The organism is Pseudomonas sp. 9_2_1 (assembly GCF_059295275.1).
In genome coordinates this window covers 2,133,216-2,156,233 of record NZ_CM181239.1, presented here as the reverse complement: position 1 = coordinate 2,156,233, position 23,018 = coordinate 2,133,216, and the positions used below count along the sequence as shown (strand labels likewise).

The 23,018-nt window shown below is 54.0% G+C and carries 22 protein-coding genes; 13 read left to right on the top strand and 9 right to left on the bottom strand.

The window, feature by feature from the left end; all coding sequences use genetic code 11:
• Window positions 1-9 precede the first annotated feature (9 nt).
• Window positions 10-1,602 carry a DUF6119 family protein gene (locus AC5O5I_RS09650; RefSeq protein ID WP_494512483.1) on the top strand — a complete coding sequence of 531 codons (1,593 nt, stop codon included), beginning with the start codon at window positions 10-12 and terminating at the stop codon, window positions 1,600-1,602.
• A gap of 132 nt (window positions 1,603-1,734) precedes the next feature.
• On the opposite strand, the gene AC5O5I_RS09645 is transcribed toward AC5O5I_RS09650, so the two are convergent.
• The 3 genes from AC5O5I_RS09645 to AC5O5I_RS09635 all read right to left on the bottom strand — a co-directional run bounded on the left by AC5O5I_RS09645 (window position 1,735) and on the right by AC5O5I_RS09635 (window position 3,379).
• Window positions 1,735-2,517: a hypothetical protein gene (locus AC5O5I_RS09645; protein ID WP_494512482.1), complete on the bottom strand. Its 783-nt coding sequence runs from the start codon at window positions 2,515-2,517 to the stop codon at window positions 1,735-1,737.
• Window positions 2,507-2,917: a hypothetical protein gene (locus tag AC5O5I_RS09640; protein WP_494512481.1), complete on the bottom strand. Its 411-nt coding sequence runs from the start codon at window positions 2,915-2,917 to the stop codon at window positions 2,507-2,509. The genes AC5O5I_RS09645 and AC5O5I_RS09640 overlap by 11 nt, the downstream gene beginning before the upstream one ends.
• A 252-nt stretch (window positions 2,918-3,169) precedes the next feature.
• Window positions 3,170-3,379 (bottom strand): hypothetical protein, encoded by a 210-nt coding sequence (locus AC5O5I_RS09635; RefSeq protein ID WP_494512480.1) that lies wholly within the window; start codon window positions 3,377-3,379, stop codon window positions 3,170-3,172.
• A gap of 422 nt (window positions 3,380-3,801) precedes the next feature.
• Between AC5O5I_RS09635 and AC5O5I_RS09630 the strand changes: the two genes are divergently transcribed.
• Window positions 3,802-3,960, top strand: a complete 159-nt coding sequence (locus tag AC5O5I_RS09630) for a hypothetical protein (RefSeq protein ID WP_494512479.1) — start codon at window positions 3,802-3,804, stop codon at window positions 3,958-3,960.
• A gap of 560 nt (window positions 3,961-4,520) precedes the next feature.
• The gene (locus AC5O5I_RS09625) at window positions 4,521-5,339 is read left to right on the top strand and encodes a helix-turn-helix transcriptional regulator (RefSeq protein ID WP_494512478.1); all 819 of its coding nucleotides are present in this window, start codon (window positions 4,521-4,523) and stop codon (window positions 5,337-5,339) included.
• Window positions 5,340-5,806: 467 nt separating this feature from the next.
• Here AC5O5I_RS09625 and AC5O5I_RS09620 read toward each other — a convergent pair whose 3' ends face one another.
• The 4 genes from AC5O5I_RS09620 to AC5O5I_RS09605 form a co-directional block, all read right to left on the bottom strand.
• Complete coding sequence (locus tag AC5O5I_RS09620) at window positions 5,807-6,169, bottom strand: histone-like nucleoid-structuring protein, MvaT/MvaU family (RefSeq protein WP_494512477.1); 363 nt, start codon at window positions 6,167-6,169, stop codon at window positions 5,807-5,809.
• Window positions 6,170-6,277: 108 nt separating this feature from the next.
• Entirely contained in the window at window positions 6,278-6,883 is a 606-nt protein-coding gene (locus AC5O5I_RS09615; RefSeq protein ID WP_494512476.1) for a hypothetical protein, read from the bottom strand.
• Window positions 6,884-7,009: 126 nt separating this feature from the next.
• Window positions 7,010-8,218, bottom strand: a complete 1,209-nt coding sequence (locus AC5O5I_RS09610; RefSeq protein WP_494512475.1) for a DUF4427 domain-containing protein — start codon at window positions 8,216-8,218, stop codon at window positions 7,010-7,012.
• A 535-nt stretch (window positions 8,219-8,753) separates the two neighbouring features.
• Entirely contained in the window at window positions 8,754-8,963 is a 210-nt protein-coding gene (locus tag AC5O5I_RS09605) for a hypothetical protein (protein WP_494512474.1), read from the bottom strand.
• Between the two features lie 758 nt (window positions 8,964-9,721).
• On the opposite strand from AC5O5I_RS09605, the gene AC5O5I_RS09600 reads away from it, so the two are divergent.
• A complete protein-coding gene (locus AC5O5I_RS09600) occupies window positions 9,722-9,973 on the top strand; it encodes a hypothetical protein (protein ID WP_494512473.1) in 252 nt (83 codons plus the stop codon).
• A 1,023-nt stretch (window positions 9,974-10,996) separates the two neighbouring features.
• Here AC5O5I_RS09600 and AC5O5I_RS09595 read toward each other — a convergent pair.
• Entirely contained in the window at window positions 10,997-11,329 is a 333-nt protein-coding gene (locus AC5O5I_RS09595) for a hypothetical protein (RefSeq protein WP_494512472.1), read from the bottom strand.
• A 284-nt stretch (window positions 11,330-11,613) separates the two neighbouring features.
• Between AC5O5I_RS09595 and AC5O5I_RS09590 the strand changes: the two genes are divergently transcribed.
• The 3 genes from AC5O5I_RS09590 to AC5O5I_RS09580 all read left to right on the top strand — a co-directional run bounded on the left by AC5O5I_RS09590 (window position 11,614) and on the right by AC5O5I_RS09580 (window position 14,353).
• Window positions 11,614-12,387 (top strand): pirin family protein, encoded by a 774-nt coding sequence (locus tag AC5O5I_RS09590; protein WP_494512471.1) that lies wholly within the window; start codon window positions 11,614-11,616, stop codon window positions 12,385-12,387.
• A gap of 132 nt (window positions 12,388-12,519) precedes the next feature.
• A complete protein-coding gene (locus AC5O5I_RS09585; RefSeq protein WP_494512750.1) occupies window positions 12,520-13,299 on the top strand; it encodes an AraC family transcriptional regulator in 780 nt (259 codons plus the stop codon).
• Between the two features lie 94 nt (window positions 13,300-13,393).
• Window positions 13,394-14,353, top strand: coding sequence for a quinone oxidoreductase family protein (locus tag AC5O5I_RS09580; protein ID WP_494512470.1), 960 nt, complete (start codon window positions 13,394-13,396; stop codon window positions 14,351-14,353).
• Window positions 14,354-14,862: 509 nt separating this feature from the next.
• On the opposite strand, the gene AC5O5I_RS09575 is transcribed toward AC5O5I_RS09580, so the two are convergent.
• The gene (locus tag AC5O5I_RS09575) at window positions 14,863-16,455 is read right to left on the bottom strand and encodes a hypothetical protein (RefSeq protein WP_494512469.1); all 1,593 of its coding nucleotides are present in this window, start codon (window positions 16,453-16,455) and stop codon (window positions 14,863-14,865) included.
• Window positions 16,456-16,835: 380 nt separating this feature from the next.
• On the opposite strand from AC5O5I_RS09575, the gene AC5O5I_RS09570 reads away from it, so the two are divergent.
• The 6 genes from AC5O5I_RS09570 (at window position 16,836) to AC5O5I_RS09545 (ending at window position 22,921) form a co-directional block, all read left to right on the top strand.
• Window positions 16,836-18,185, top strand: a complete 1,350-nt coding sequence (locus tag AC5O5I_RS09570) for an outer membrane beta-barrel protein (RefSeq protein WP_494512468.1) — start codon at window positions 16,836-16,838, stop codon at window positions 18,183-18,185.
• 71 nt (window positions 18,186-18,256) lie between these two features.
• The gene (locus AC5O5I_RS09565) at window positions 18,257-19,573 is read left to right on the top strand and encodes an ABC transporter substrate-binding protein (protein WP_494512467.1); all 1,317 of its coding nucleotides are present in this window, start codon (window positions 18,257-18,259) and stop codon (window positions 19,571-19,573) included.
• Window positions 19,574-19,583: 10 nt separating this feature from the next.
• Window positions 19,584-20,312 carry an ABC transporter ATP-binding protein gene (locus tag AC5O5I_RS09560; RefSeq protein WP_494512466.1) on the top strand — a complete coding sequence of 243 codons (729 nt, stop codon included), beginning with the start codon at window positions 19,584-19,586 and terminating at the stop codon, window positions 20,310-20,312.
• The gene (locus AC5O5I_RS09555) at window positions 20,312-21,004 is read left to right on the top strand and encodes an ABC transporter ATP-binding protein (RefSeq protein WP_494512465.1); all 693 of its coding nucleotides are present in this window, start codon (window positions 20,312-20,314) and stop codon (window positions 21,002-21,004) included. Before AC5O5I_RS09560 ends, AC5O5I_RS09555 begins: the two co-directional genes overlap by 1 nt.
• Before the next feature lies 1 nt (window position 21,005).
• Entirely contained in the window at window positions 21,006-21,869 is an 864-nt protein-coding gene (locus tag AC5O5I_RS09550) for a branched-chain amino acid ABC transporter permease (RefSeq protein ID WP_494512464.1), read from the top strand.
• A complete protein-coding gene (locus AC5O5I_RS09545) occupies window positions 21,869-22,921 on the top strand; it encodes a branched-chain amino acid ABC transporter permease (RefSeq protein ID WP_494512463.1) in 1,053 nt (350 codons plus the stop codon). Before AC5O5I_RS09550 ends, AC5O5I_RS09545 begins: the two co-directional genes overlap by 1 nt.
• The last annotated feature ends 97 nt before the right edge of the window (window positions 22,922-23,018 follow it).

Below are 23,018 nucleotides of genomic sequence, written 5' to 3'. Positions count from 1 at the left end.
GAAGCTGCCATGGCCAACACTTACAATATATACAAAGTGAAACACCACAAACTTGACCAGCTCAAAGAAAAGCTCAACGCAGTCGGATTGATAGAACAAAAAACGCAATATACAAAAAACTACGCAAAGACATTCTATTACTCGCAAAACAATCAGGGCAATGACGTCTGGTGGTGGTCTACATACCGACAATTTTTCAATGATGACGTGCCGGAGCCAAAGAATATCTTCAACTTTGGCATGCTGCTCTGCCAGCATAACGAGAACCCAGAGACAGTCTATGCTGTTAGCTTGGGGAAATCGCACTTTTACCTTTCAAAGTTCATCCATCTTGACTTCGGCATAGAACTCGCGATTCGCATGGCTGATGAGAACTCGATCCTACTCAAAAAAAGCCGCTATTTCACTGGCACAAAACGTCAAGATGTGTCGTCGTACCAGCAATTTCAAGCCGATAGCTATGAGCCAGGAGAGTCAGTCGATCACTTGAAACTAAAGGCCGCAGACAGAGAAATCTGGGGCAGTCGAAATATCATTTTTGCTGACTCCATCCAAATGGATATGGATCGTCAACCTTTAGAGCTCTCCGAGATTTTTGACCAAATCGATGAAAGCTCGAAAGGCGAAACTATCATTCGCCTACCCAAGCTGGAGCCTGTCAAGGATGAGCTAGCACGGGAACTGGATGCTGTAGCATTTCAATGCCTGAAAACAGGAGACGGGCATATTCATATAGATGAGTTCCAAGTCCATGGAGTTGCAATTTGCTTTAGCTTTCACGACTATGACTACCGAATTTCAGCACGGGCACCGAATAAATGGCATCGGCACTCCTTGGGCAACACCCTAGAGATCGAGGCCATCTCTGAGTTCATTAATGACAATGACGACATCACCGACATCAATGAGTTATCGATCCAGTTCCAGAGCGAAGATACACCCTCATTTACCAAACCGCTTAAAGAGCTCCTTGATTTTCCTGTCACTTTTGATGAAGCGCAATATTTTCTAAAGCGAGGTGAGTGGTTTTTCTTCAACCAAACCTTCATGGATTACTTGAAGCATTCTTTAGAGAGCATCCCGACGGAAAAAGAAGAAGACCTGATCGAGGCAGACTTTGAGGCCTGGAAAATAGATAAAGTCATACAAATCGAGGCAAATACGGCAAAAGATAAATTGCTTTATCGTGAGGCATGGTTTAACGAGAAGATCTGCAAAGAGCGTGACTACCTCTTGCTCGATCGTCAGCTAGTGGCAATTCAGGCCATAGCCGAGCAGAAGAAAAAATACAAAGTCGAGATTGCAGACATCTACAAGGATGGTGAGGTCATCTCTGTAAAGATCTCAGAATCCAACCCTGAGATTATTTACAACATTGAACAGTCTAAAGTAGCCATCGAGCTCTTAAAGCGAAACGTCATCAAGTTTGATCACGAAATTAAAGTTGCGGCGCTTTGGTTTGCATTTGAAAGAGAGGTAAATAAAATCACCGAATTCAATTCAATCCAATTTCTTCTAGCTGTCGAGTCATGGCACAAGCAGGTTAAGAGTTTGGGTTTGACACCAAAAATCTACTTATCAAACCATGTAAAGAAAAAATAATATCACACAACCACCTAGAACTACCGACCCTTGTGACTTTCGTCAAAAAAACCTCAGGGCATGGCAACTATCAGAAACAGAGATCACTTTGTGACCTCTGTTTCTTCAAAACTAATAACCCACATAAGCGAACTAAGGTGCTTCAGTCGAATCCTGAGACGCACGCTGATTTACATTGCGCCCTTTTGCTGTAAGCAACTTTGTATAATACACATAAAGCTTGACATTCAGCTCATCTCGATTCTTATAAGTCAGAATTCGCTCGCCCTGAAGATCGAAGGCGACATCATCCAGCGTTTCCGACACAAGCACAATATTTTTGCCCAAACTGTGTGCAATACCTAGTTCGTAGTGAACATTAGGATTCCGGCCATTGATATTCGCAATAATATATGGGGAAACTAATATCTGCTCAATAATGTGTTTGAGAATATTACCCGCCTTGAACGCTTCATCGCCTCGAACTGCAACAAGTCCGTTAAGTTTGCACGCGGACTTAATCGCCAAATAAGTTGACTCGTACATCTCATGAAATGGCGTCAGCACGAACACTTGATTAGGCACCATTTTTAGCGAGCCAACATCAATCCCTAACTCATCTAGAAAGTGGCTTTGATCGATCCGAGGCACACCAGTGTATGGACTGCTTTCATCAGGCGCATTGGAATTGCCATCAAGTATCAAATGATTGACTTCTTTCCAACGTTGAGGATTAGACTGCATTCGTTGAGTTAAGTTGTAAATTTTCTCCTCAAATGAACGGCGCATCACGTCCAACTCCATACGCCGCGTCTCCTCATTATAGGTAGACTTACTGCGCCTAAAGTATAAGATGCAGGCAAGCGACAGCAGGGAAATAAAGACGGAGGCAACTGCCGAGTACAATACAGCTTCCTTTATCACTTCAGCTGGCATTTTGCTTCCCCACCAGTAAAGACACTGCGAATATCGCCATTAAAATAGTCACAAAAAAATTAAATATCGTACTGAGCGTAATGCCAACCAAACCTCGAGTTGTTAGTGCACCTCTGTCCAACACGAACATTGACTTGCGCCAGACTGATATTGACATTACTTTAAGAACTACAAACCCAATGAGCCAGAACAGAAACTTTGATAGCCCGTCCCCCTCACCCACCAATATCATAAAACTGATTAGTGTTGAAACGCCAAAAATAGATATATCAACTGGCACTTCCATCGCCGCCCGCCAAACATCTAACAGGCTGTAGTTTTTCCCAATCATCAATTTTAAAAAGAAAACCAAAATTAACAAAGCGATTGGCAGAGTCGCTGTGTACATCGCGGGGGTCATGCGGTGTTTTCCTAACAGGCATTGGTCTAAATCTAAATCCAGGACTAGTACTCTGCTACCCTACTCAGAGGGTTCCAAGAGAGGCGGCATTATGCCACCTAGCGACAAAAAAAGCGCCTATAAATGGTCAACACGGTGAAGATGAATGCAGTTCTTCGGACAAAATTAGGCAAATATGCCACGTAGGCCAAAATCGCTCCGATAGCGCGTTCTTCAACCTCGTCCATCACACTCGCTCATCTAGGCACGTGATCAGTGAAGAGTGTCGTCGCGGAGCCCCATCACTCGCTGCTGAAATTCAGAGACCGCCTGGAAGAGACTCTCAGCCTCCAGGCGCATACGCTCAATCTCGTTCTCAGAAGCCTTCGCAGCCTGAGCCTCGTAGTAGCGTTTCATCGCAACCAATGCCTGGGTCATCAACGGGTTGCCCGGCTCCAAAATCGAGAACATGTGCTTGTTCACTTGCCTGAGTCCTCCGTGCATCAAAACCTGAGCCCCTAGAGACCCATCACCGACCCCGGGTCGCACCGCTGCTCCGCTCCGCGCCGCGGCCACCTCTCACTGTCACGCTGCATGCATAATGCGCGTTATGTCAGCGCATGACTCGAACTCCATGAAATCGCTCATCGACCGCAATCCCAAAGAGAAAGCCGCAGAGCAGACGTTCTTGGCGCTCGCACAGAAAGGCTACGTGCCCATTGCGCCAGAGCTCGCCGATTAGGCCTTCGAGATAGCAAACCAACACAAGTGTCAGGCGACAAACTACGAGCAGCCGAAGACCCAGCGTCTGATCCAGAGGGCACCAGATCGCCCCGCTGCGCCGAAAACGACTCAATTGACTCCACACCCCATCTTAGCCCCTTCCACGACGTCGAGAACTAACTATGATCACTTTCGATTTGAACACAAACGACGCCGAGGCCCTGCTCCGCCATTGCGAGCAATTCATTCCTCAATCGGGCGATGCCCGGGAAGACCGTCGTTTAGAGGATGCCCTCCTCACCTTGGAGGAAGCGCTGAGGGCTCACCTCGAATTTGAGTGATTTCTCAAGTCAGGCCCCTCGCCCTTTCTCGCTTCCGTGTTACTCGATGGTGGTGAACTACTCACCTGCCAGCCTTAGCTCGCCCTTGAAGCCAGACGGCATCCGCAGCAGCAAAGTAATTTGCTCCCGGCTCGCCGTGCGCTCTACGCCAACTGCACCACCGCGGTCTAGAGCAAAGCCGCACTGTTCAATGTGTTGTTCCCGGTGAATGCCCCCCAAAACAAGCCGATCTCATCGCTGTACAGTCAGGCTCCCATCGCTGTCCAGGCGGGTGAAATCCAACTGTTAATACCCTCCTGGATCGTAATCAATAGCTCATCCCCGTCGACTCGCACGAAGCTGCCTTTGGCCCTTACGGCTCGCTGCAATTCAACCGCCCCAGCTCCATCCAAAAAATCAGGTGAGAGGAATTGCTAACCATCGAGCGATACAGCATAATTACTATACGCATAGTTTTTATACTATCTTGAGGTTTGATCATGACAAACGAGTCCAAACTCACGGTCGACCAACCCACCAGCAAAGGACGGCATGGAGCACGTTGGGGCCAGGAACGTCGATTGGAATTCATTGACTATCGACTGCGATGGGATGGCCAGATCAACCGAAGCAGCCTTACGGACTTCTTTGGCATCTCGGTGCCGCAAGCTTCGCTGGACATCACTGAGTATTCGAAGCTCGCTGAGGGCAACTTGGAGTACGACACCCGCGCCAGGGTTTACAGGGCGACGGACACATTCAAAGCGGTTTTCTCGTCCACCTCGGTGGAGCGGTACCTGGAAGATCTGCTGCGCGTCGCCGTTCAGCCAGAAAGCCCGTATGGCAGCTTCCTCGGCTGGCAACCCCCTGTCGCAGCGGTGCCCAAGCTGGGTCGTCGCTTGAACGCAGACATAGTTGGGGTAATACTTCGCGCGATTCGTGAGAGCCAATCTGTCGCGGCCTTCTATCAATCCCTAACAGACCCTGAAGGTGGTGAGCGAATGCTCTCTCCACATGCCTTGGTGCATGACGGTAACCGCTGGCACGTCCGGGCGTACTGTCACAAGCTTAAGGCCTTCCAGGATTTCTCTCTGAGCCGTATCAAACACTGCAAATATGTAGAACCAGATCGGGATCGGGATTATGAAGATTACGCCTGGAACACGATGGTGAATGTGGTTCTCACTCCCCATCCCGGCCTCACCCCCGCTCAGCGCAGGCTGATCGAGGACGACTTCCTGATGGAGGACGGCGAACTGCATGTCGAGTGTCGCCAAGCTCTTCTCTTCAACCTCCTGTCCCAGCTCAACCTGAATGAAGACCAAGCCGATCAGAAGCCCGAGGTCATCCAATTGGCTCTGAAGAATAGGGATGAGATCAAGGCACTAATCCAGTATTGACACTTAAAAATTCGGCCAACACTCAACACCTCGGCTACCGGAATTGTCACGATGGCAAAGCTTGAAGATAAACTCATTCTGAGTGCGGGCAGCATCTCCAAAAAACAGAGATGGCCTTGATCGATCTCGCGCACGACTTCAGGCGTTGACAACCTGGGCACACCTTTTGAGCCATTACGCGGGCTGGGGTTCCCCCATACTGCCAGCATCAGCTATGTGGACGATAGGAGCATGGCATTAAACATGCGCTACTAGGTTGGACACGCTTTGGCTTTGTCACCAATGTTGGCGACCTGGCTAGTTAAAGGATGAAAACTGCGAGCGAAGACGGTTGACGCGTATTGCACCAGTACACAACGTCGCGCCTCGATAAGTCCATCATCACGCTCGTCGAACAGGGCGCAGCACGTTAGTCGCCCTCCCTTACAAAAACCGGCCCACCGGGCCGTTTTTGTAGTAAGCAATACTTAAGACACCCAGGACTCCACTTCGTCTGCCCCGTACTGAGCCTTCCACTCTTTGAGCAATTTGTGGTTGCCGCCCTTGGTCTCAATTATTTCGCCGTTATGCGGATTCTTGTACTGCTTCACTTGGCGGGCGCGGCGCGGCGCTTTCTCAACGGCAACCGTGGCAACACGACGATTAGATTGCGGATCCAGAAGGTTAATGATGTCACGCAGGCTAAAGCCATATTGGTTCAGCAAAGCGCGAAGCTTATCTTCAAATTCAATCTCTTTCTTGAGCTCCGTGCTGCCTTTCAACTGCTCCAGCTCAGCCAACTGCTGGGCGAGTTTTTGTTCGAGCTGACGAAACTCTGCTAGACGGGACATTTCAGCACCTTAATACGTTGATGTAGGGAAATACTAAACCATTTCACTGTGCCAATGTAACTTATTTCCACAAGTAAAAAATGATTAATGCGAAGGACAAGATAAGCCTCACCCCCCTTGCGCCTTCCTCTCACGCTCATCAAGCCGCGCAACTACAATTTTCAACTCTTGCTCTCTGTTCCATTCACCGGGAGCTGGCTGCTCGTGAGGCAAGCCCGTAACCTCGGCGAGCCTTTTGATGATCTTAACTACCTTCACCCCCAAGCTGGAGTATCCGTGCTGCCTGTGCCAGAAGTACTCTGGATGATCCGGTGGGTCATAGTCATACTCATTGATAGCCCGGAGCTTGCCATGAAGTTTTTCCTGCTGATCAGGTATCCGAATGATCGCGTACATCAAATCCTTCGGCAGCAATCGCCAGTCTATATCCAACTCCAGCGGTTTGAACGTGGGCACCTCCTTGACTATCTCGCACTGACCACCCTCGCCCGCCGGTTGCCCCTGAATTGTCCCATCATCACCGGCGACTTCCAGGCATTCGGTAGCGAAGCGATCTAGATGGGATATCAGGATGATGCCCGCATAAGCAGCATCTCGTTTTCTCTTTTGCCGTTGAGCCCACCACTCTTTGGTCAGGACGAAGAAATTTCCCACCAGTACGCCAGCGATGCCCGCCCCGGCACCGATGATGGCTGAAACATTGCCTGAATCCACTGTTATCTCCCCATGCTGGTTTTCGCTCTTGCAACAGTATGGATTTACCAGATGACAGCGCAACAGATCCTGACCAGATGACGCTTGCACCCTTGTACGCACGAAGGGCCTTCAAGTGTTATTCGTCTACCCCGAAATGTAGTAGTACTCACCGCCAAGGAAGCCACAGTAGGCGGGATCGTCATCTGGGCATTGCGAATTCAACACGAGAAAGTAGGTGCTTTTGACCCCATGTTTGTGCTCCAACTCCTTCGCGATTTCAAGGGCAATTTCCTGGCGCTCACCAAGGTCTCGGTCGGGATCCAATTCGTCCAAGGAAGCCAGATATCGGCCCATCTTGTTGACCTTTATTCGACCCGTTGTCACAAGGGCTCTGACGTAGCGATGGGTGTTGTCCTCAAACCAGAGCCAGCAACCACCCCTTTCATGAATGGGCCCCTTGGGCCTTAAACTTTCATGCATCAACACGCGGGACGAAAAGTCGAGCGTTGAAACATGCGCCTCTAAGCTATTCATCCAGAGAGGTGCGTCCCAATCCATGCAGGAAGGAAGGACAGCCTCGTCTATTTTATCTCTGCTAATACCTTCAGCGTTCGCGGCTAGCATGTCGCAAACCAGGACATGACTGAAATGCTGGGAAGCCACTATTTTGCGATCTATCAGGGTCAATATATCGTACCGAACTCCACGAGCCGTTTTCATATCGGGGACGACCACTCCTATTCCTGACCATTTCTTCACCTGAAGCTTGAGACCAGGAATCTTGTTCCCTTCAAATCCGTTGGCCTCGATTTTCTCGATGCAACGCTGATAGTTTCCCGGATACGTCCATCGCCAATCTGAGCATTTGGACATGTACCTCGCTGACCTGAGTGCCCCAGCCTTCGCCATCTCCCGCAGTTCCATCAAACGTGCGCATAATGAATCCATATCCTCTGGATCGACCTCTTGACATGGTTCAAACCGCTGAATGCCACCTTTGGTGGCACTTTTCCACGGAAACGTGAGAGCGTATTGAGTGACCACACCATCCTGCGGCCTAGCCCCCTTGCGCAAATCGATCAGGTCAGCAGGGTTGAATTCCGTGAAGGAAACCGCTGCCTTGGGGCCCAGTATTGTTCGCTTACCCTCACGTACGCCGTAGGTAGCCCATAGGTGATGAAAGCGCAGGGCATAGCGGAGCAGAAAACCAGCAGACCACCGATCGTCGTCATTTAAGCAGTTGGGAGGAAATGACTCAGGTATGAATTCCGGGCACGTCCTACCCGTCAGATCGACATCTCGAAAAAAGTGAGCCAGACGGGAGCAGAACATCAGATCGATTTTCTTCGACATGTCGTAGATCTCCATTTCTGAAGGCGACGAGACTGAGCCCTCAAGAATGAAGGTGTAGGGCTCGCTAACTACCGTGCTCAGTGAAAATAGACGCTAAAGTGATACGAAGCAAGCCCAGATATTTAAAAATTAACTTAATACAAAAAATACTTTTCGAATAAAGCAAATATTGACCTTAGAGACGAATGTCTCAAAAAAACATTTACAAACCACAAAACAAAACCCTTTAAAATAATTAGCTCGATAAGCCAGAAAGCAAAATCACATCAAAAATAAACCAGCCAAACTGGGAAATATGTTTTAAAAGACTAATATTTTCTAACAGAAAACCAATCAAGACTTGAAAAGCCAGGATCACTAAAAAATCGTGAAAGTTGAGGCCGCATATTGCATTAGATGTTCAAGGGAAGCTCCGAACAAATAGGCCCAAGTGCGAAATATGCAGCGCATTGACCCGGTCTAGGGAAGTTGTTCGAAGCTTCCCTGGAGTGTAGTCATCGGGATAGCTTCACGGGCGGGGGAATGACTGACGCTCTCAATGAAGGGTTGCGCTAGGGCGCCCCAGCACCCGCAGTTGGTAGTCGGAAACCGCTTTCCACAGCGCTTCGGCTTCAAGCCTCAGGCGCTCAACCTGATCGCCTGGCAGCTCTGCTGCCACGGCCTCGTGGTAGCGCTTGAAGGCATCAAGCGCACTCGTCATGAGCGGATTGCCCGGCTCCAAGATAGCGAACGCTTCCTTTTTCATCCGCATGCCCTCCTGCCCATGACGCCGTGCTGGCCCTGTTACTGAAGGACTGTTTTGACCTTCGAGCTGATGACTGTAACGACAACAAAGCCTAGCAGCCTAGCCCACATCGGGTCTAAGTAGACATAGACATCTTCACTGAACCACACCCGAAACGCAGGCGTCAGTGCCAGCCAGGACAACCCTAGAAAAAATGGCCAGGACGATCTCATTGGAAACTTCACACAGCTCAATGCAAAAGCGCCACCACCCCAGATGAGCGCTAGCCATCCGAGTACGTCCATCGTCGTCTCGAAATCAAGCCGCACTAGGTTTGCCAGGGAGCTGACAGTTCCCACAACTACCAAGAACACCACGAGGAGCCCGATCACCCAAGGCGCCGCACCACTAGAACCCTCACGCATCATTTTACCTCTATCAAGAACATGGGCCATCAAACTGACATTAGCCCGGTGGGTGCTGCAACTCGACTGTATGCAGTTAATCCCCCTCCCACCATGAGTCGCACCCCTGAATAGTGAGCTACGCCTATCGAATGCCCGCTTTCGCCTTATAACGCTCATTCACGTTCTCTCAAGGGACAGCGCTGCAGGACGCGACAAGCCTCATGGTTGCAGATTTTCGAGAGGCTCCTCCATGTGCTTGAGTGGCTCGCTTACGAGTGACACGATGCGCCATCAATTCGACTCGATGAGTCACATTGATGGCAAACAATCTTCAGGCCAATACTGAGGTATCTGCCTGGGGAGGCACGAAATATGCAAACAAGATTTGTTATCGTTCCAGCAGTTCCAATCGAAAAAGAATGTTTCCAATCAGGATCTCGGTTCTATGCCGCTACGGTGTCAGGGGGATTCGACATCTACGACAACCAAGAAAAATTACGACTGAAGCCAAGCTACTCGACCAGGGCACTCGCAGAAGCAGCACGTCTGAGGTTGAATAGCGAATGTCGAAATCCAGACGAGCAGTTCCCCTTCTTGCGGATTGATGGCTCCATCATGGAATAGTGCTTTGGGGGTTCCGACGCCGGCAATGCTGTGCCGCGCGATCCCCAAAATGAAGCGCAATCACAACCAAAGCCGAGGCGTCCACACATTGCGGCCGTCAGGGCAGCCGCGTAGGTGCCTCCGGGGTCAACCGAAAAGCCGAACGCTGAAGGGCTGTGCCTCGTCGCGCTTAGCTCACGCGCACTTACTGGCAACGTTTGCAAGGTCATCCGTGAAGAGGCCACGCTGATACACGTACACCCTTCCACCCGAGCTTCCTTTGTACGCCTCGATCACATTGTCTGCTGCAACGGGGCTGCCCAACACGACCCGGTAGCCACGATTAGCTTGCGAGAGACGAGGGTCTCGATGAGCTTTTTGGAGCGTCTGCATCACACAGGTGGAATACGCTTCAGGCGACTTTGACGTGGTGAGCTCCAGCGTGGGTTGATTGGGGGCGGAACTACAGCCTGTCAACGTGGCGAGAGCCATTGGAAACAAACTGAGGGCTAGCGTGCGCATTGGGCGGAATCCGAGTGAGCAGTGGGAAAAGTGCGACAATTTTCCCTTCCAACTGGCTGATAGAAAATATCCAAATGTCGATAGCACTTATCTATAAAATTGATAGATTCCACGGGCCGATCAGGGAGCGCTGAGCCCCTTTCCCGTGGTGCTACTCGATGTGGAATGACTATGCGCAGGGGGCTAGCAAGATCGCGTCGGCGCAGTTCATGGAGAGCAGCCAAAATTCATTACGTCCAGCAGCTGAAAGCCTGGCAGAGGTCTTCCATGGGGTGCTGGTCGACGGCTTGAGAAAATAGAAGGATCAAGCCAGTCCCGCGACGGCGTCGACGGCGTCGAAAGAGCTAACCTAGTTGCACAGGACTTAAGCAACCTCATCGAGAAAGCCCATGTGCAACGGAGGGTATCAGGCATCGCAGTAGCGTCTTAACGCCTCAGCATTCCAGCTTTATCTCAACGTAAAATGCCCCTTCAATACCGGCCTTTACCATGAGATACGGCTGGGCCTTATAAGTGGCCTGCTCACATTCCAAGGTCATACCCTAACAGATCTTCGACCAACGCTTCAGGCGCCACCTCGTTCGCGACCAGAGGCCGCTGCAGGCCACGGTACAAGTAATGGCGCAGACGTGAACGCAGTTCGAGGTGCCAACCCTGATCAAAGAAGCGGACGTCTCGCCGATTGGACGCCCTAAGCGACGTGAGTAAGGCGACATAGCCCTGAGAGCCGATGCAGCCTGGAGTCAATCGCGCGATTGAGTCGATACCTGGACTGCGTGCATAGCTATTGAGCAGGTCATTGAGGATAGCCGGCAGATCTCCGCCATACACCTGCACGGCGATATCCCAAACCAAGCGCTCCACTCCGCCAACCGTTTGACTGTCATGTGCCAATAGCGAATGCCTTTCCAACTTCACTGCTCATTGGTGAGAAATATATCGATTAACTGACGAGCTTGCACACGCGTAGCGGCCCTCCCGCACGCACCGCAATTGAGCTCCAAATACCGGCTGGGATAGCGGTAATAAATCATCGACACTCTCGATCATTAACGCCCACTTTTGCCGTTTTTAACGATCGATCGATCTGATTAAGCTACTCCGCATTCGTATCTTTGCAGGCAGTTCGGTAGCGAATCATGTTAGAAATTCGTAAAGCGGGCGAGCGCGGTAGTACCCGTTTGCCCTGGCTCAAGTCCCGTCACTCGTTCTCCTTCGGCGCTTATAAAAACCCGCAGGAAATGGGGTTCTCCGACCTGCGGGTCATCAATGACGATCGTGTAGCACCGGGTAAAGGGTTTGGTCAGCATGGCCACCGCGATGTCGAGATCCTCACCTACGTGCTGCAAGGAACCCTGGCCCATCGGGATACCCTGGGAAACAGTGCAAAGATCAAGGCCGGTGAGTTTCAGCTCATAAGCGCTGGATCTGGTATCGAGCACAGCGAGTTCAATGCATCGAGCACCCAGCCCGTCCATTTCTTGCAGATCTGGCTGACACCGCAGGCCCCACGCACCAAGCCTAGCTATCAGCAGAAGCAATTTTCAGTCGATCAGCATCGGGGCAAGCTTCAGCTGGTTGCCTCAAAAGAGGGGGCCAGCGGCTCGCTGAAGGTGCGCCAGGATACGAAGATTTACGCAGGCCGCTTTGGTGCCGGCGACTCGGCAACCTTGCCAATCAGCAGCCGGCGCCAGGTCTATGTGCATGTGATTGATGGTCGGCTCCAAGTGAATGGCGTAAGGCTTGCTGAAGGAGACGGGTTGAAGCTCGCTGACTCCAGAGAGCTCGCGATTTCTGCCACCGCCGACGCACAGGTGATGGTGTTCGACCTCCGCTCCGTGATAGGAAAAGCTTCAAAGCTCAAGAATGCTGGTCTGTGTGTCACGCGCGCATGCGGCAGTCCGAAGCGATGAACCGGCTCCTATAGATCCATGTTTATGTTCGGTGCCGTGCGCATGCGGCATTGGATCAAAGACTGCTACACGATGTTGGCGGCGTGCTTCATCCTGAAGAACCAATGACCATCGTTTTTTGGAAAGCTCATGATGGCAATTGCCGTACCCCCTGACCTAAACAGCGCGGAACACCCGATCCAACCCTTGGCCCGCACCTATCCCCGAGGACTGGCGATCGAGCCTCACATGCATGATTGGGGGCAACTGCTATATGCAGAAAGCGGGGTTATGTGGGTCGACACGCCGAGCGCCGCGCTGCTGGTGCCGCCCCATCGCGCCGTCTGGATTCCCCCGCATATCCATCATGGCGTTCGCGTGGTGTCCGACCTGGAAATGCGCAACATCTACCTGCGAGAAGAACTGGCTGTCCGCATTGGCAATGAGCTCACGGTGGTGGAGGTAAGCCCATTACTACGTGAACTGATTAGGCGTCGCGTCAGCGTGGGCGCTACACCTGATGAGACCTACCGAACTGCCCTGGATAGCTTGCTGGTGATCGAGCTGCAACAAGCACGTACCGCATCGCTGCAAGTGCCCATGCCCGCCAATGGCGATCGACGTTTGCGAAGCCTGTGCGAGAACATCCTGAAAACGCCATCCCTGGACATCTCGTATGAACAGCATGCCGAGGCCATCGGCGCCAGCACACGGACACTGACCCGTCTGTTCAATCTAGAGCTGGGCCTGGGATTCACCGAGTGGAGGCGGCAAGTGCAACTCGCATACGCATCTGCCCGTCTGCTCGAAGGTGCAGCCGTCGGCGTCATTGCTGGCGAGCTCAGTTTCAACCTGGGCAGCTTCAGCGAAATGTTCCGCCGCTCGGTAGGCATTGTTCCTTCCGTCTACGCCTCTCATCACCTGCAGAGATGAAGCCAAACTGTCAGATACGCGTAAGTATCTGGCAGGCGCGGCAGGACGGACGACCTTAAGCTGGGACGCATCATCCCACTTGAGGTAACGCATCATGAAGGCTCTGCAGTTCACGACTACCGGCAGCATCGATCACCTGAGCTTGGTCGATCTGCCTACCCCTACCCCGGCTACTGATGAGATTCTGGTTCGCGTCAAAGCTGCAGGCCTCAATCCGAGCGATGTCAAGAACGTCCTTGGACGCTTCCCTTACACCACATTGCCTCGCGTACCGGGCCGGGACTTTGCCGGCGTTGTTGAGCAAGGCCCTGCGGACATGATTGGTCAGGAAGTCTGGGGCACGGGCAAAGGGCCCGGTTTCCTACGCGATGGCTCGCATGCCGAGTTCTTTACCCTGCCAGCAACCGGCGTGGCGTTGAAACCGAAAAGCCTGTCGTTTGCCCAGGCAGCCGCCATCGGGGTGCCCTTTACAACTGGCTACGACGCTGTTGAGCGCACTGGCATCAAGCAAGGCACGTCCTTCTTGGTCATTGGTGCCAATGGCGCTGTCGGTACTGCTGCACTGGCCTTGGCGAAGATCCGTGGAGCTCGCGTGCTGGCCGCCGTGCGCAGGCCAGAGCAAGCCGCTGCACTTGAGGCCAAGGGTTACCAGACCATCGTTCTCGACTCGGCGGAATCGTTGGGCGCTCAGGTCGCAGAAGTTTTCCCGGACGGTGCCGAGGTCGTCTTCGACACCACCGGCTTCTGGCTGCCGGCGTCGGTGTCAGCACTCGCGAACTTCGGGCGTATCGCGATCATCGCGGCCCCTGTCGATGGCATGGTGAATTTCCCTGCCCTGGCCCTGTACCGCAAAGGCGGAGTGCTGGTGGGTGTGAACTCCCTGTTGTATGACACCACGCAATGCGCGGCCATGCTCAAAGATTTCGGCCATTACTTCGACGAGGGTGTATTGCCTGCACCAGAGGGCGTACGCGAGGTCGCGCTAATCAACGGGATTGCCGAGTACAAGGCCGTTGAGGGCGGCAGCAGCGACAAGACCGTCCTGATTCCCTGAGTGCTAAAGGATATGGCCAGGCGGCGCACCGCCTGGTCAACGCGTCATGCTATCGGCTGGTGCGCATCCGGCGCTCCCACTTGTTGTAATAGTGGGAGTAATCCTCGTCACGACCACCTGACTCGATCCAATCTTCGTACTCAGGACTATCTTCAAAGCGACCAGACATAATCGTCTCCTTACGGTTAAGAAATCGTCTACAGGCAAAATGCCAGCGTAGACGATAGGCGCACGCGCGCAAGCATGGAGAACGACGAAGCCACGAAGAAATGCAAGCAGTTAGAATTATGATTGGCACGCGATTTTTTTACCGCGCCCCAACCTCGCAGAAGCTAAGGTTGAGCCGAAAAACGGTTAGCCAGATGTGATCGAGACCTCGCCCTAGTAAGCACGCTTCAGGTTTGCAATGGACATTAGGCACACCGCTACCTTAGGAAATATTAACCCCCGTTCGCTTACAGCGAGAAGGGGCCTTACCACCCCTTCCCGAGACGACGCTTGATCAAAGATCAGCGTATGCAACCCATTTTAGCAGCCGCGCCTATTAGCTTGTCGGTAATGATAACGACACGAATATTCTCGTCCATATTCTTGTTAGCGGCGTAACCGTAAGCTTGAACAACCAGGTTGTCACACATGCCCCCAGCGCGCGACATATCATCCATGGCCAATGCCGCTCTCTCAGCATCATCACTGCCGGAGCCTATCGAAGCATGTTGGGTTTTTCGAAGCTGAGCGGGGCTATGGGCAAACCGGTACTCCTGGAGCGGGCCGGAAATCTTGTTCCGCAGTTCAGCAGTTACAGTTGAGGCACCTCTGGCTTGCTCAACCTGATTCAGCAATCTTTCAGCCATATCCAGCGATTTAATATCGCTTAGATCCGCTGCATTGGCGGTTGCCAATGCCAACTTGGCGTCCATGTTTCCCAGCTCGCTAGATTGCTGAAGGAGGCTGAGATACATGGTTCTCGACTCATCCGTTAGCACATTTGCCGCCTGCAGGGTCTGTGACTGAGTGTACAGGTCAGTCCCCAATTGAACATCAGTCTTAATGGGCGTTCGCGCGCGCTCGGCCTCATTCTTTCTGAGCTGTACGAATGCGCACCGATAAAATATTTCCGAACTTTGCTGATCAGACTCATCCGTTGACTTGCCGACAGCTTGGGCCTTGTTGCAGATATCGTAATACTGGCTCTTAAAGCTTTCATGCTTACTCACAATTTTTTGAGTACGCGATTTTGACACACCGGCCAGCGACGCTTTGAAACTGGTAGTATGGCGAATTTGTTCAGAATTCAGGGCATTCGACATACACTGATTTTTCAGAAGCGCCGTTGGATCGCTCTTGTAATCCATGCAAGCCGCATAGGGATCGGCAACTTTTTGCCCGATCGAAGACAGCTCAGTGAGCATGTTATTTCGACGCTCCAACGACCGCTCACCTGCAACCAAAAGCTGATCGGAGGCCGCTTTCTCAGCGAGAATTTTATCGTCCCTCACCTTGTTAATAGGCAGACCTTGATTGAGGAGATATGGCATTTCTCCGTCAATCCGCTTCAAGAACGCATCATAAGCCCGAGCAACCTCCCTGTAACGCCACGTGTCACACAATGTAGCTAGTGCCTGCCTGGCAGGAAGTACTAGCCCTGCTGCAGTAGACGCCGCCTCTGTAGCAGCCTGGTCAGTTAGTCCTGGATTAACCCATTTCGGCCCACGGCTACGCAGGTACTGGGCCAAAATACCGCTGTACAAATGTGCGACACCAATTCCGCAGGACTTCTCATCAGCCTTAAAGTTTTCATCACCTATCACACTGGTTAGATAGGTTTTGAACATCTCACGAGCTTGCTGGGGATCGGTCGCCAGGCGTGTATACGGCACACTCACACCCTGCTTAGCTATGATGGCTGCGATCACGGCGCTGTTGCGATAGACGTCGTGCGGGACACCCTGCTCAACACCTGGGTCGAGGGTACCAAGTGAACGCCAAGCCGCAGGCTCCGTGAGAAAACTGACAAAAGATGCCATTTCTTCTTCACCTTTTGCCACGGCTTGCTGTGTAGCTACCAACGTAAAAGCGGCCAGCAAAATCTTACGGATCAATTCATTCTTCCTTGCGCTGAATGAGCTTTTTAGTTGACGTCGACGTCACACATTACTCGACGGTGGCATCTCTTGGATGCCTTGTGAACTCGACAAAGGTGTCGGCAGGATTATCAATAGATTGAGTGCTTAAGCAAATAAGTCCTTACTGGGCGCCTCGACGCACCTTCCCCCAGAAATGGCAACGCCCACTAACCATGTCAGGCAAAGGCCTCAATGCGACCCGGATTAGTCGAAAAACGCAAACACTCAGGTCGCTCAAAGCACAATTGTTCGCGGATCTAGTCGCGCGTAGCCTCACCTCCAAGCCTCCCGTCAATTGACTCGGTGAGCGCCAACACTCAGCAGCCTCGCCCGAATAAAAATAAAAGGAAGCAGGTATGTACACACGTGCGTTTAAGAATGCAGCGCTTCGTCTCGCCCCCATTTTGACAATCGGAGTCCTTTGCTCTGCGGGTGCGCTCGCAGCAGAAGATCCCTTGGGCAGCCTGGTCGGCAATACCGCGCTGGGGAAACAGTTGAAGGAGGACTATGGGGTCAAGGTGTACGGTTGGGCTCAAGCAGGCCTGATCTACAACAACAACTCCACCGACGACGTCAGCAAGCAGGCATTTTTCAACACGGATGAAGGCTTCAACCTCAACCAATTGGCCTTAGGCATCCAGCGCTCCCCCGTCAGCAACGTCCAAGGGCGCATCGGCCCCTTCCCCGGCCCAATGCCGCAGGAAGCCGACTGGGGTTTCAACGTCACGACGGTCTATGGCAAAGACGCCCGTTACTTCAAGACCTACAGCTGGGATGAAGACCTCGGGGTCAACCGGAACAACAAGCCCGAGGACGAGGCGTTCACCATCGCTCAGGCCTACCTGGAGTTCTACTTCCCTGTGCTCGGTGGCTCGGACTTGATGCTTGGCATCTTTCATACCCCGCTGGAGAATGAGATTGGCTTCCCGCTGCCCTCCCCAGCGCCCACAGACTTCTACAGTCACACCTATTCCTTCATGCATGGGCCAGCCAAGCATGCCGGTGCCCTGTACTCCTTCAAGCTGCCATCGGCACCGGGCGACAGCATGCTCGGTTTCGAAGTGGGCGTCGTTCAAGGATGGAACAACCTGCAGAGCGAGAACCACGACCCGCATGTCATCGCCAACGTCCGCTGGCGGTCTGCCGACTTCGGCACCTGGGTGGACTGGGAGAACATCTACGGCAACGGCGCGGGCGACAGCTTCGCCAACTGCTCCTGTGGCTCGCCCATGCCCGCTGGCAATGAGGACGACACCGCCCAGCGCTACGAGACCTACCTGACCGTATCGCACCAGCTTGATCCGGCGAACCGTATTGCTGTTGAGACCTCCTACGGCAAGCAGAAGAACGGCGCGCTCGCCGGATTTGCCAACAAAACCGACGCGACCTGGTACGGCGCCAACTTCAATTTCCATCATCAGCTGAGCGAGAACCTGAGCTGGAACAACCGCGCAGAGTGGTTCTACACCGATGCGCCGGTGCATGTGGTGATGGCCAATATTGACTCGCGCACCGGTATCCCTGACCCCAGCTGGGGCAGCTTCTACGCGGTCACCACCAACCTCTCCTGGCTGCCGACGCCGAACCTGCGCCTGCGTCCCGAAGCGCGTTACGACATCCACTCCGGCCCTGGGCGAGACGCTTTCGGCGACGGCAGTCGGGATGCACAACTGGTGCTGTCGTTCGACGCCACCGTCTTCTTCTAAACACTGTCCACCACCCGACCTGGTTCAGGTGGGCGGCGGAACTGGCCTTCATCCCAACGTCGGAGCTGACCATGCGAGACGACAACAATAAAAACCTCGTCGGTGGATTACCGGTAACACGGCGCAACTTCCTGCGCGCCACTGGCATCGTGGCAGGTACCGCTGCACTTACCAGCATGCCCTTCGGGCCGTTACTGGCGGCTGAGCGCACCATCAAAATTGGCTACGTCAGCCCGCAAACGGGGCCGCTCGCGCCCTTCGCTGCAGCTGACCAATACATACTCCAATCGCTACAGCGTGTGATGAACAACACCATCGGCATTGGCGGCAAGACGTACAAGTTCGAGGTCGTGGTCAAAGACAGCCAATCGAACCCGAATCGGGCAGCGGAGGTTGCCAGCGAGCTAATCCTCTCGGACAAGGTCGACCTGATGCTGGTGTCTTCCACACCCGAGACGACCAACCCTGTGTCCGATCAGTGTGAAATCAACGAAGTCCCCTGCATCTCTACAGTCGCGCCCTGGCAGCCTTGGTTCTTCACCCGTGGCGGTGATCCGGCCCAAGGTTTCGAATGGACGTACCACTTCTTCTGGGGCCTGGAAGACGTCATCGCAGCCTATACCGGCATGTGGGCAGCCTTGGACACCAACAAATCGGTGGCGGGCCTGTTCCCCAATGATGGCGATGGCAACGCTTGGGGAGACGCGAAACTGGGCTTCCCTCCGACCTTGAAAGAGAAGGGTTTCAGCCTGGTCGACCCAGGTCGCTTCCAGAGCCTCACCGACGACTTCTCGGCACAGCTTTCGGCATTCAAGAAGGCCAACACCGAGATCGTCACAGGGGTGGTCATCCCGCCCGACCTCACGACCTTCTGGACGCAGGCGCGCCAGCAGAACTTCGAGCCCAAGATCGTCTCGGTCGGTAAAGCGCTGTTGTTCCCGAGTGCAGTCGAGACACTCGGCAAATCAGGCCACAACCTCTCGACCGAGGTCTGGTGGAGCCCTAATCATCCGTTCAGTTCCTCCCTCACAGGTGCCTCATCGAGCCAACTAGCCCGCGAGTTCACCCAAGCCACCGGCAAACAATGGGCGCAGCCACTGGGCTTCGTTCATGCGCTGTTCGAACTGGCTGTCGACATCCTGAAGCGAACCGAGGAAGTCGGAAATCCTGAAGCGGTGCGGGATGCATTACGCAAGACACGCCTGAATACCGTGGTGGGGCCGGTGAACTGGAGCGACAGCCCGATCAAGAACGTGGCGAAGACGCCCCTGGTGGGCGGTCAGTGGCGCATGCAGGACAGCGGCAAGTTCGATCTGGTCATCATCAGCAACGCCAGTGCTGCCGTCATTCCCGTTGGCGGCGAAATGCAGCCGATTGTTTACCGGTGAGGAGGTTGTGATGAAGCAGCTACTCGCACTGGAAAATGTGCATAAGAGCTATGGCTCATTCAAGGTCACCGAAGGCGTCGACCTCTGCTTAGGGCAGGGCGAGGCGCTCGGCATTATTGGGCCCAACGGAGCAGGCAAGAGCACTCTGTTCAACCTCATCGCGGGAGGCGTTATGTGCGATGTGGGCTCGATTCAGTTTGATGGGCACGAGGTCACCCGGGAGCCGGTGTTTCGACGGTGCTATCGCGGGATCGGGCGATCCCATCAGATCCCACATCCGTTCGTGAAAATGTCAGTCTTCGAGAATCTGCTGGTAGGCGCTTCATTTGGAGGCCAGCTGTCTGGGCGTGCAGCGCAGGAGTGGTGCGTTCACGTCCTTGAACTCACCGGTCTGCTCAAGAAGGCTAATCAGCCGGCAGGTTCGTTGACACTCTTGGATCGCAAACGGCTCGAAATGGCACGAGCGCTTTCGACACGCCCCAAACTTCTCTTGCTGGACGAGATCGCGGGCGGCCTGACCGAACCCGAATGCCATGCATTGGTGGAGACCATCCAAGGCATCCACAAAGGTGGCACGTCGATCATCTGGATCGAACACATTGTGCACGCGCTGCTCGCCGTCGTCAGTCGCCTGATGGTGTTGAACTTCGGTCGCAAGATTGCTGAGGGCGATCCGCACCAGGTCATGGCGGACAAGCACGTCCAGGAGATCTACATGGGCATGGGGAGCGCTGCGTGATGCTAACCACCAAAAATCTGTCTGCACGGTACGGCGACTTCCAGGCCCTGTTCGATATCAGCCTGGAGCTCCAACAAGGCGAAACCGTGGCCATCATCGGCTCGAACGGTGGTGGGAAATCGACCTTCTTGCGCTCGCTCGCCGGCCTGATCAGGAATGCACCGGATGCGATCGTGTTTAACGGTGCAGCGGTGGGCGATAAACCCGCCAACCAGATCCTCTCCTCAGGCATTGCCCTGGTACCGGAAGGTCGCCGACTATTCCCGTCTCTCTCAGTCGAGGAAAACCTGCGCATCGGTGCTTATCGCAAGCGCCCGGGGAACTGGTCGCTTGAGCGGATCTACGCACTCTTCCCGGTATTGGAGAAACTTCGCAAACGCCCAGGTACTGCGTTGTCGGGTGGCCAGCAACAGATGGTCGCCATAGGACGGGCTCTCATGTCCAACCCTCAGCTGCTGTTGTGCGACGAGATCAGCCTGGGGCTCGCGCCCACCACCATCAGGGACATCTACGCCGCCCTGCCCTCCATCAAGTCAGACGGCACCACCGTCATGCTCGTCGAGCAGGACATCAACCAGGCACTGGCGGTCAGTGATCGATTTTACTGCTTCCAGGAAGGGCGAGTTTCACTGACCGGGATGTCTGGCGAAGTCGGTATGGATCAGATCAGAGCAGCGTATTTCGGGGTGTAGCATGGACTGGATTAATACCGTACTGCAGGGTGTCCTGCTGGGTGGCCTCTACGCTATGTTCGCCGTTGGGCTCTCGCTCATCTTCGGCGTCATGCGCCTGGTCAACATCGCCCACGGCGATTTCATCGTGCTCGCGTCGTACCTGGCCTTGGTGGTCGTGTCGCACTTCGGCCTGTCGCCCTTGGCCAGCCTTGCCATAGTCGTTCCGATCATGTCCATCCTCGGGTATGTGCTGCAGCACGTCCTGCTGAATCGCACCCTGGGCACCGACATCCTGCCGCCCCTGCTGGTGACCTTCGGGCTCTCCATCATTCTCCAAAACGGGCTCATGCAGCTCTTTTCCGCCGACAGCCAGAAGCTGTCACAGGGTGAACTGGAAGTGGCCAGCGTTAGCATGGGCAGCCTGAGCGTCGGAGTGATGCCGCTCATAGTGTTCTGCACCGCAGTCGTCATCATCGGCGGGTTGCAGCTGCTTTTCTACAAGTCATCGATCGGTCGGGCATTCCGGGCCACGTCAGATGACCAACACACCGCTCAGCTCATGGGCATCAATAACGCTCGAATCTTCGGGATCGCGATGGCCTTGGCCATGGCCGTCGTGTCCATTGCCGCCGTTTTCCTGTCGATTCGTACCAGCTTCGATCCCACGGTCGGGCCGGCACGGCTGCTGTACGGATTCGAGGCAGTGATCATCGGCGGACTGGGTAGCCTCTGGGGCACCCTCGCGGGCGGCATCATTCTGGGAGTTGCCCAGGCTGTCGGCGCCAAGATTGATCCTGGCTGGCAGATCCTCGCCGGTCACCTGGTCTTCCTAGCCATTTTGATCGTGAGGCCTCGCGGCCTATTCCCCCGGAGTGTCGACTGATGAACAGCATGACAAACAACATAGGCAAACCGGTGGAGGTGGCCGCTATTCAGTCCTCTCTCTCCTTTGAGGTGCAGCGCTCGACGCGCAGCAGCATGGTCGGCTTGCTCCTGATGACGATTGCCCTAGCCGTCTTGCTCAGCGCTCCAGCCTGGGCTGAGCGAGCCACCTTGCGCCTGATCGTGGAGTTCACCTGCTACCTTGCGCTGGCTCAGATGTGGAACCTGCTGGCCGGGTACGCGGGCCTGGTTTCTGTAGGTCAGCAGGCGTTCGTCGGGCTCGGCGGATATCTGCTGTTCATCCTGGCCACAAAGTTCGGCCTACACCCGATGGCCGCCGTGATCATGGCCGGCATTGTGGTCGGGATCCTGGCGATTCCCACGGCCTTGATCGTATTCCGGTTGGCGGGGGCCTACTTCGCAATCGGCACCTGGGTTGTCGCTGAAGCGTTCCGACTGGGCATCGCACAGTCAGCAGCCTTGGGCGGAGGTTCCGGACAGAGCCTGCCAGTGGCCGTGGTGAAGCAACTCGGGCCGTACCGCGAGGCGATCATCTACTACGCTGGAGTGTCACTGCTGGTTGTCGCAGTGCTCGGAAGCTTCCTCTTCTTGCGATCTCGACAGGGCCTTGCCCTCACTGCAGTGCGAGACTCGGTGACGGCGGCGGGCAGCCTGGGCGTGAACACCTATCGCATCAAGCTGATGATCTACGTCGCCACGGCCGCATTCACGGCACTCATAGGAGCCTTGCTGTTCTTGCAGAAGCTTCGGATCTCGCCGGATGCGGCCTTCAGCCTGCAGGACTGGACGGCGGTGGTCATCTTCATCGTCATCATCGGCGGCATCGGGACATTAGAGGGGCCTATCATCGGCACCCTGCTCTACTTTGCCCTTAGGGGGGCGCTCGCCGAATACGGCACGCTCTACATGATCCTGCTCGGCGCGGTTGCGGTGGGGATGATGCTTTGGGCTCCCAAAGGCATTTGGGGCACGGTGCAGGAAAAGGTGGGATGGCAGTTATTGCCCATGCGCCGAGTTTTGATCATCCACTGACACGCGTGACGCAGCGGTTGCGAGGTGGCTTTCAAGGACGTCTCGCAACGCTGTTGTAGCCCTGAGTACGGTCATGCCATATTGCCAGCTCAACTTA

Bases quoted from the DNA above. Each gene is read 5' to 3' on its own strand.
- AC5O5I_RS09590 (WP_494512471.1), top strand. From the start codon at position 11,614: ATGTTAGAAATTCGTAAAGCGGGCGAGCGCGGTAGTACCCGTTTGCCC.
- AC5O5I_RS09605 (WP_494512474.1), bottom strand. From the start codon at position 8,963: ATGAAAAAGGAAGCGTTCGCTATCTTGGAGCCGGGCAATCCGCTCATG.
- AC5O5I_RS09640 (WP_494512481.1), bottom strand. From the start codon at position 2,917: ATGACCCCCGCGATGTACACAGCGACTCTGCCAATCGCTTTGTTAATT.
- AC5O5I_RS09555 (WP_494512465.1), top strand. From the start codon at position 20,312: ATGCTAACCACCAAAAATCTGTCTGCACGGTACGGCGACTTCCAGGCC.
- AC5O5I_RS09620 (WP_494512477.1), bottom strand. From the start codon at position 6,169: ATGTCCCGTCTAGCAGAGTTTCGTCAGCTCGAACAAAAACTCGCCCAG.
- AC5O5I_RS09565 (WP_494512467.1), top strand. From the start codon at position 18,257: ATGCGAGACGACAACAATAAAAACCTCGTCGGTGGATTACCGGTAACA.
- AC5O5I_RS09550 (WP_494512464.1), top strand. From the start codon at position 21,006: ATGGACTGGATTAATACCGTACTGCAGGGTGTCCTGCTGGGTGGCCTC.
- AC5O5I_RS09600 (WP_494512473.1), top strand. From the start codon at position 9,722: ATGCAAACAAGATTTGTTATCGTTCCAGCAGTTCCAATCGAAAAAGAA.
- AC5O5I_RS09580 (WP_494512470.1), top strand. From the start codon at position 13,394: ATGAAGGCTCTGCAGTTCACGACTACCGGCAGCATCGATCACCTGAGC.
- AC5O5I_RS09545 (WP_494512463.1), top strand. From the start codon at position 21,869: ATGAACAGCATGACAAACAACATAGGCAAACCGGTGGAGGTGGCCGCT.
- AC5O5I_RS09645 (WP_494512482.1), bottom strand. From the start codon at position 2,517: ATGCCAGCTGAAGTGATAAAGGAAGCTGTATTGTACTCGGCAGTTGCC.
- AC5O5I_RS09650 (WP_494512483.1), top strand. From the start codon at position 10: ATGGCCAACACTTACAATATATACAAAGTGAAACACCACAAACTTGAC.
- AC5O5I_RS09560 (WP_494512466.1), top strand. From the start codon at position 19,584: ATGAAGCAGCTACTCGCACTGGAAAATGTGCATAAGAGCTATGGCTCA.
- AC5O5I_RS09610 (WP_494512475.1), bottom strand. From the start codon at position 8,218: ATGTCGAAGAAAATCGATCTGATGTTCTGCTCCCGTCTGGCTCACTTT.
- AC5O5I_RS09585 (WP_494512750.1), top strand. From the start codon at position 12,520: ATGGCAATTGCCGTACCCCCTGACCTAAACAGCGCGGAACACCCGATC.
- AC5O5I_RS09630 (WP_494512479.1), top strand. From the start codon at position 3,802: ATGATCACTTTCGATTTGAACACAAACGACGCCGAGGCCCTGCTCCGC.
- AC5O5I_RS09570 (WP_494512468.1), top strand. From the start codon at position 16,836: ATGTACACACGTGCGTTTAAGAATGCAGCGCTTCGTCTCGCCCCCATT.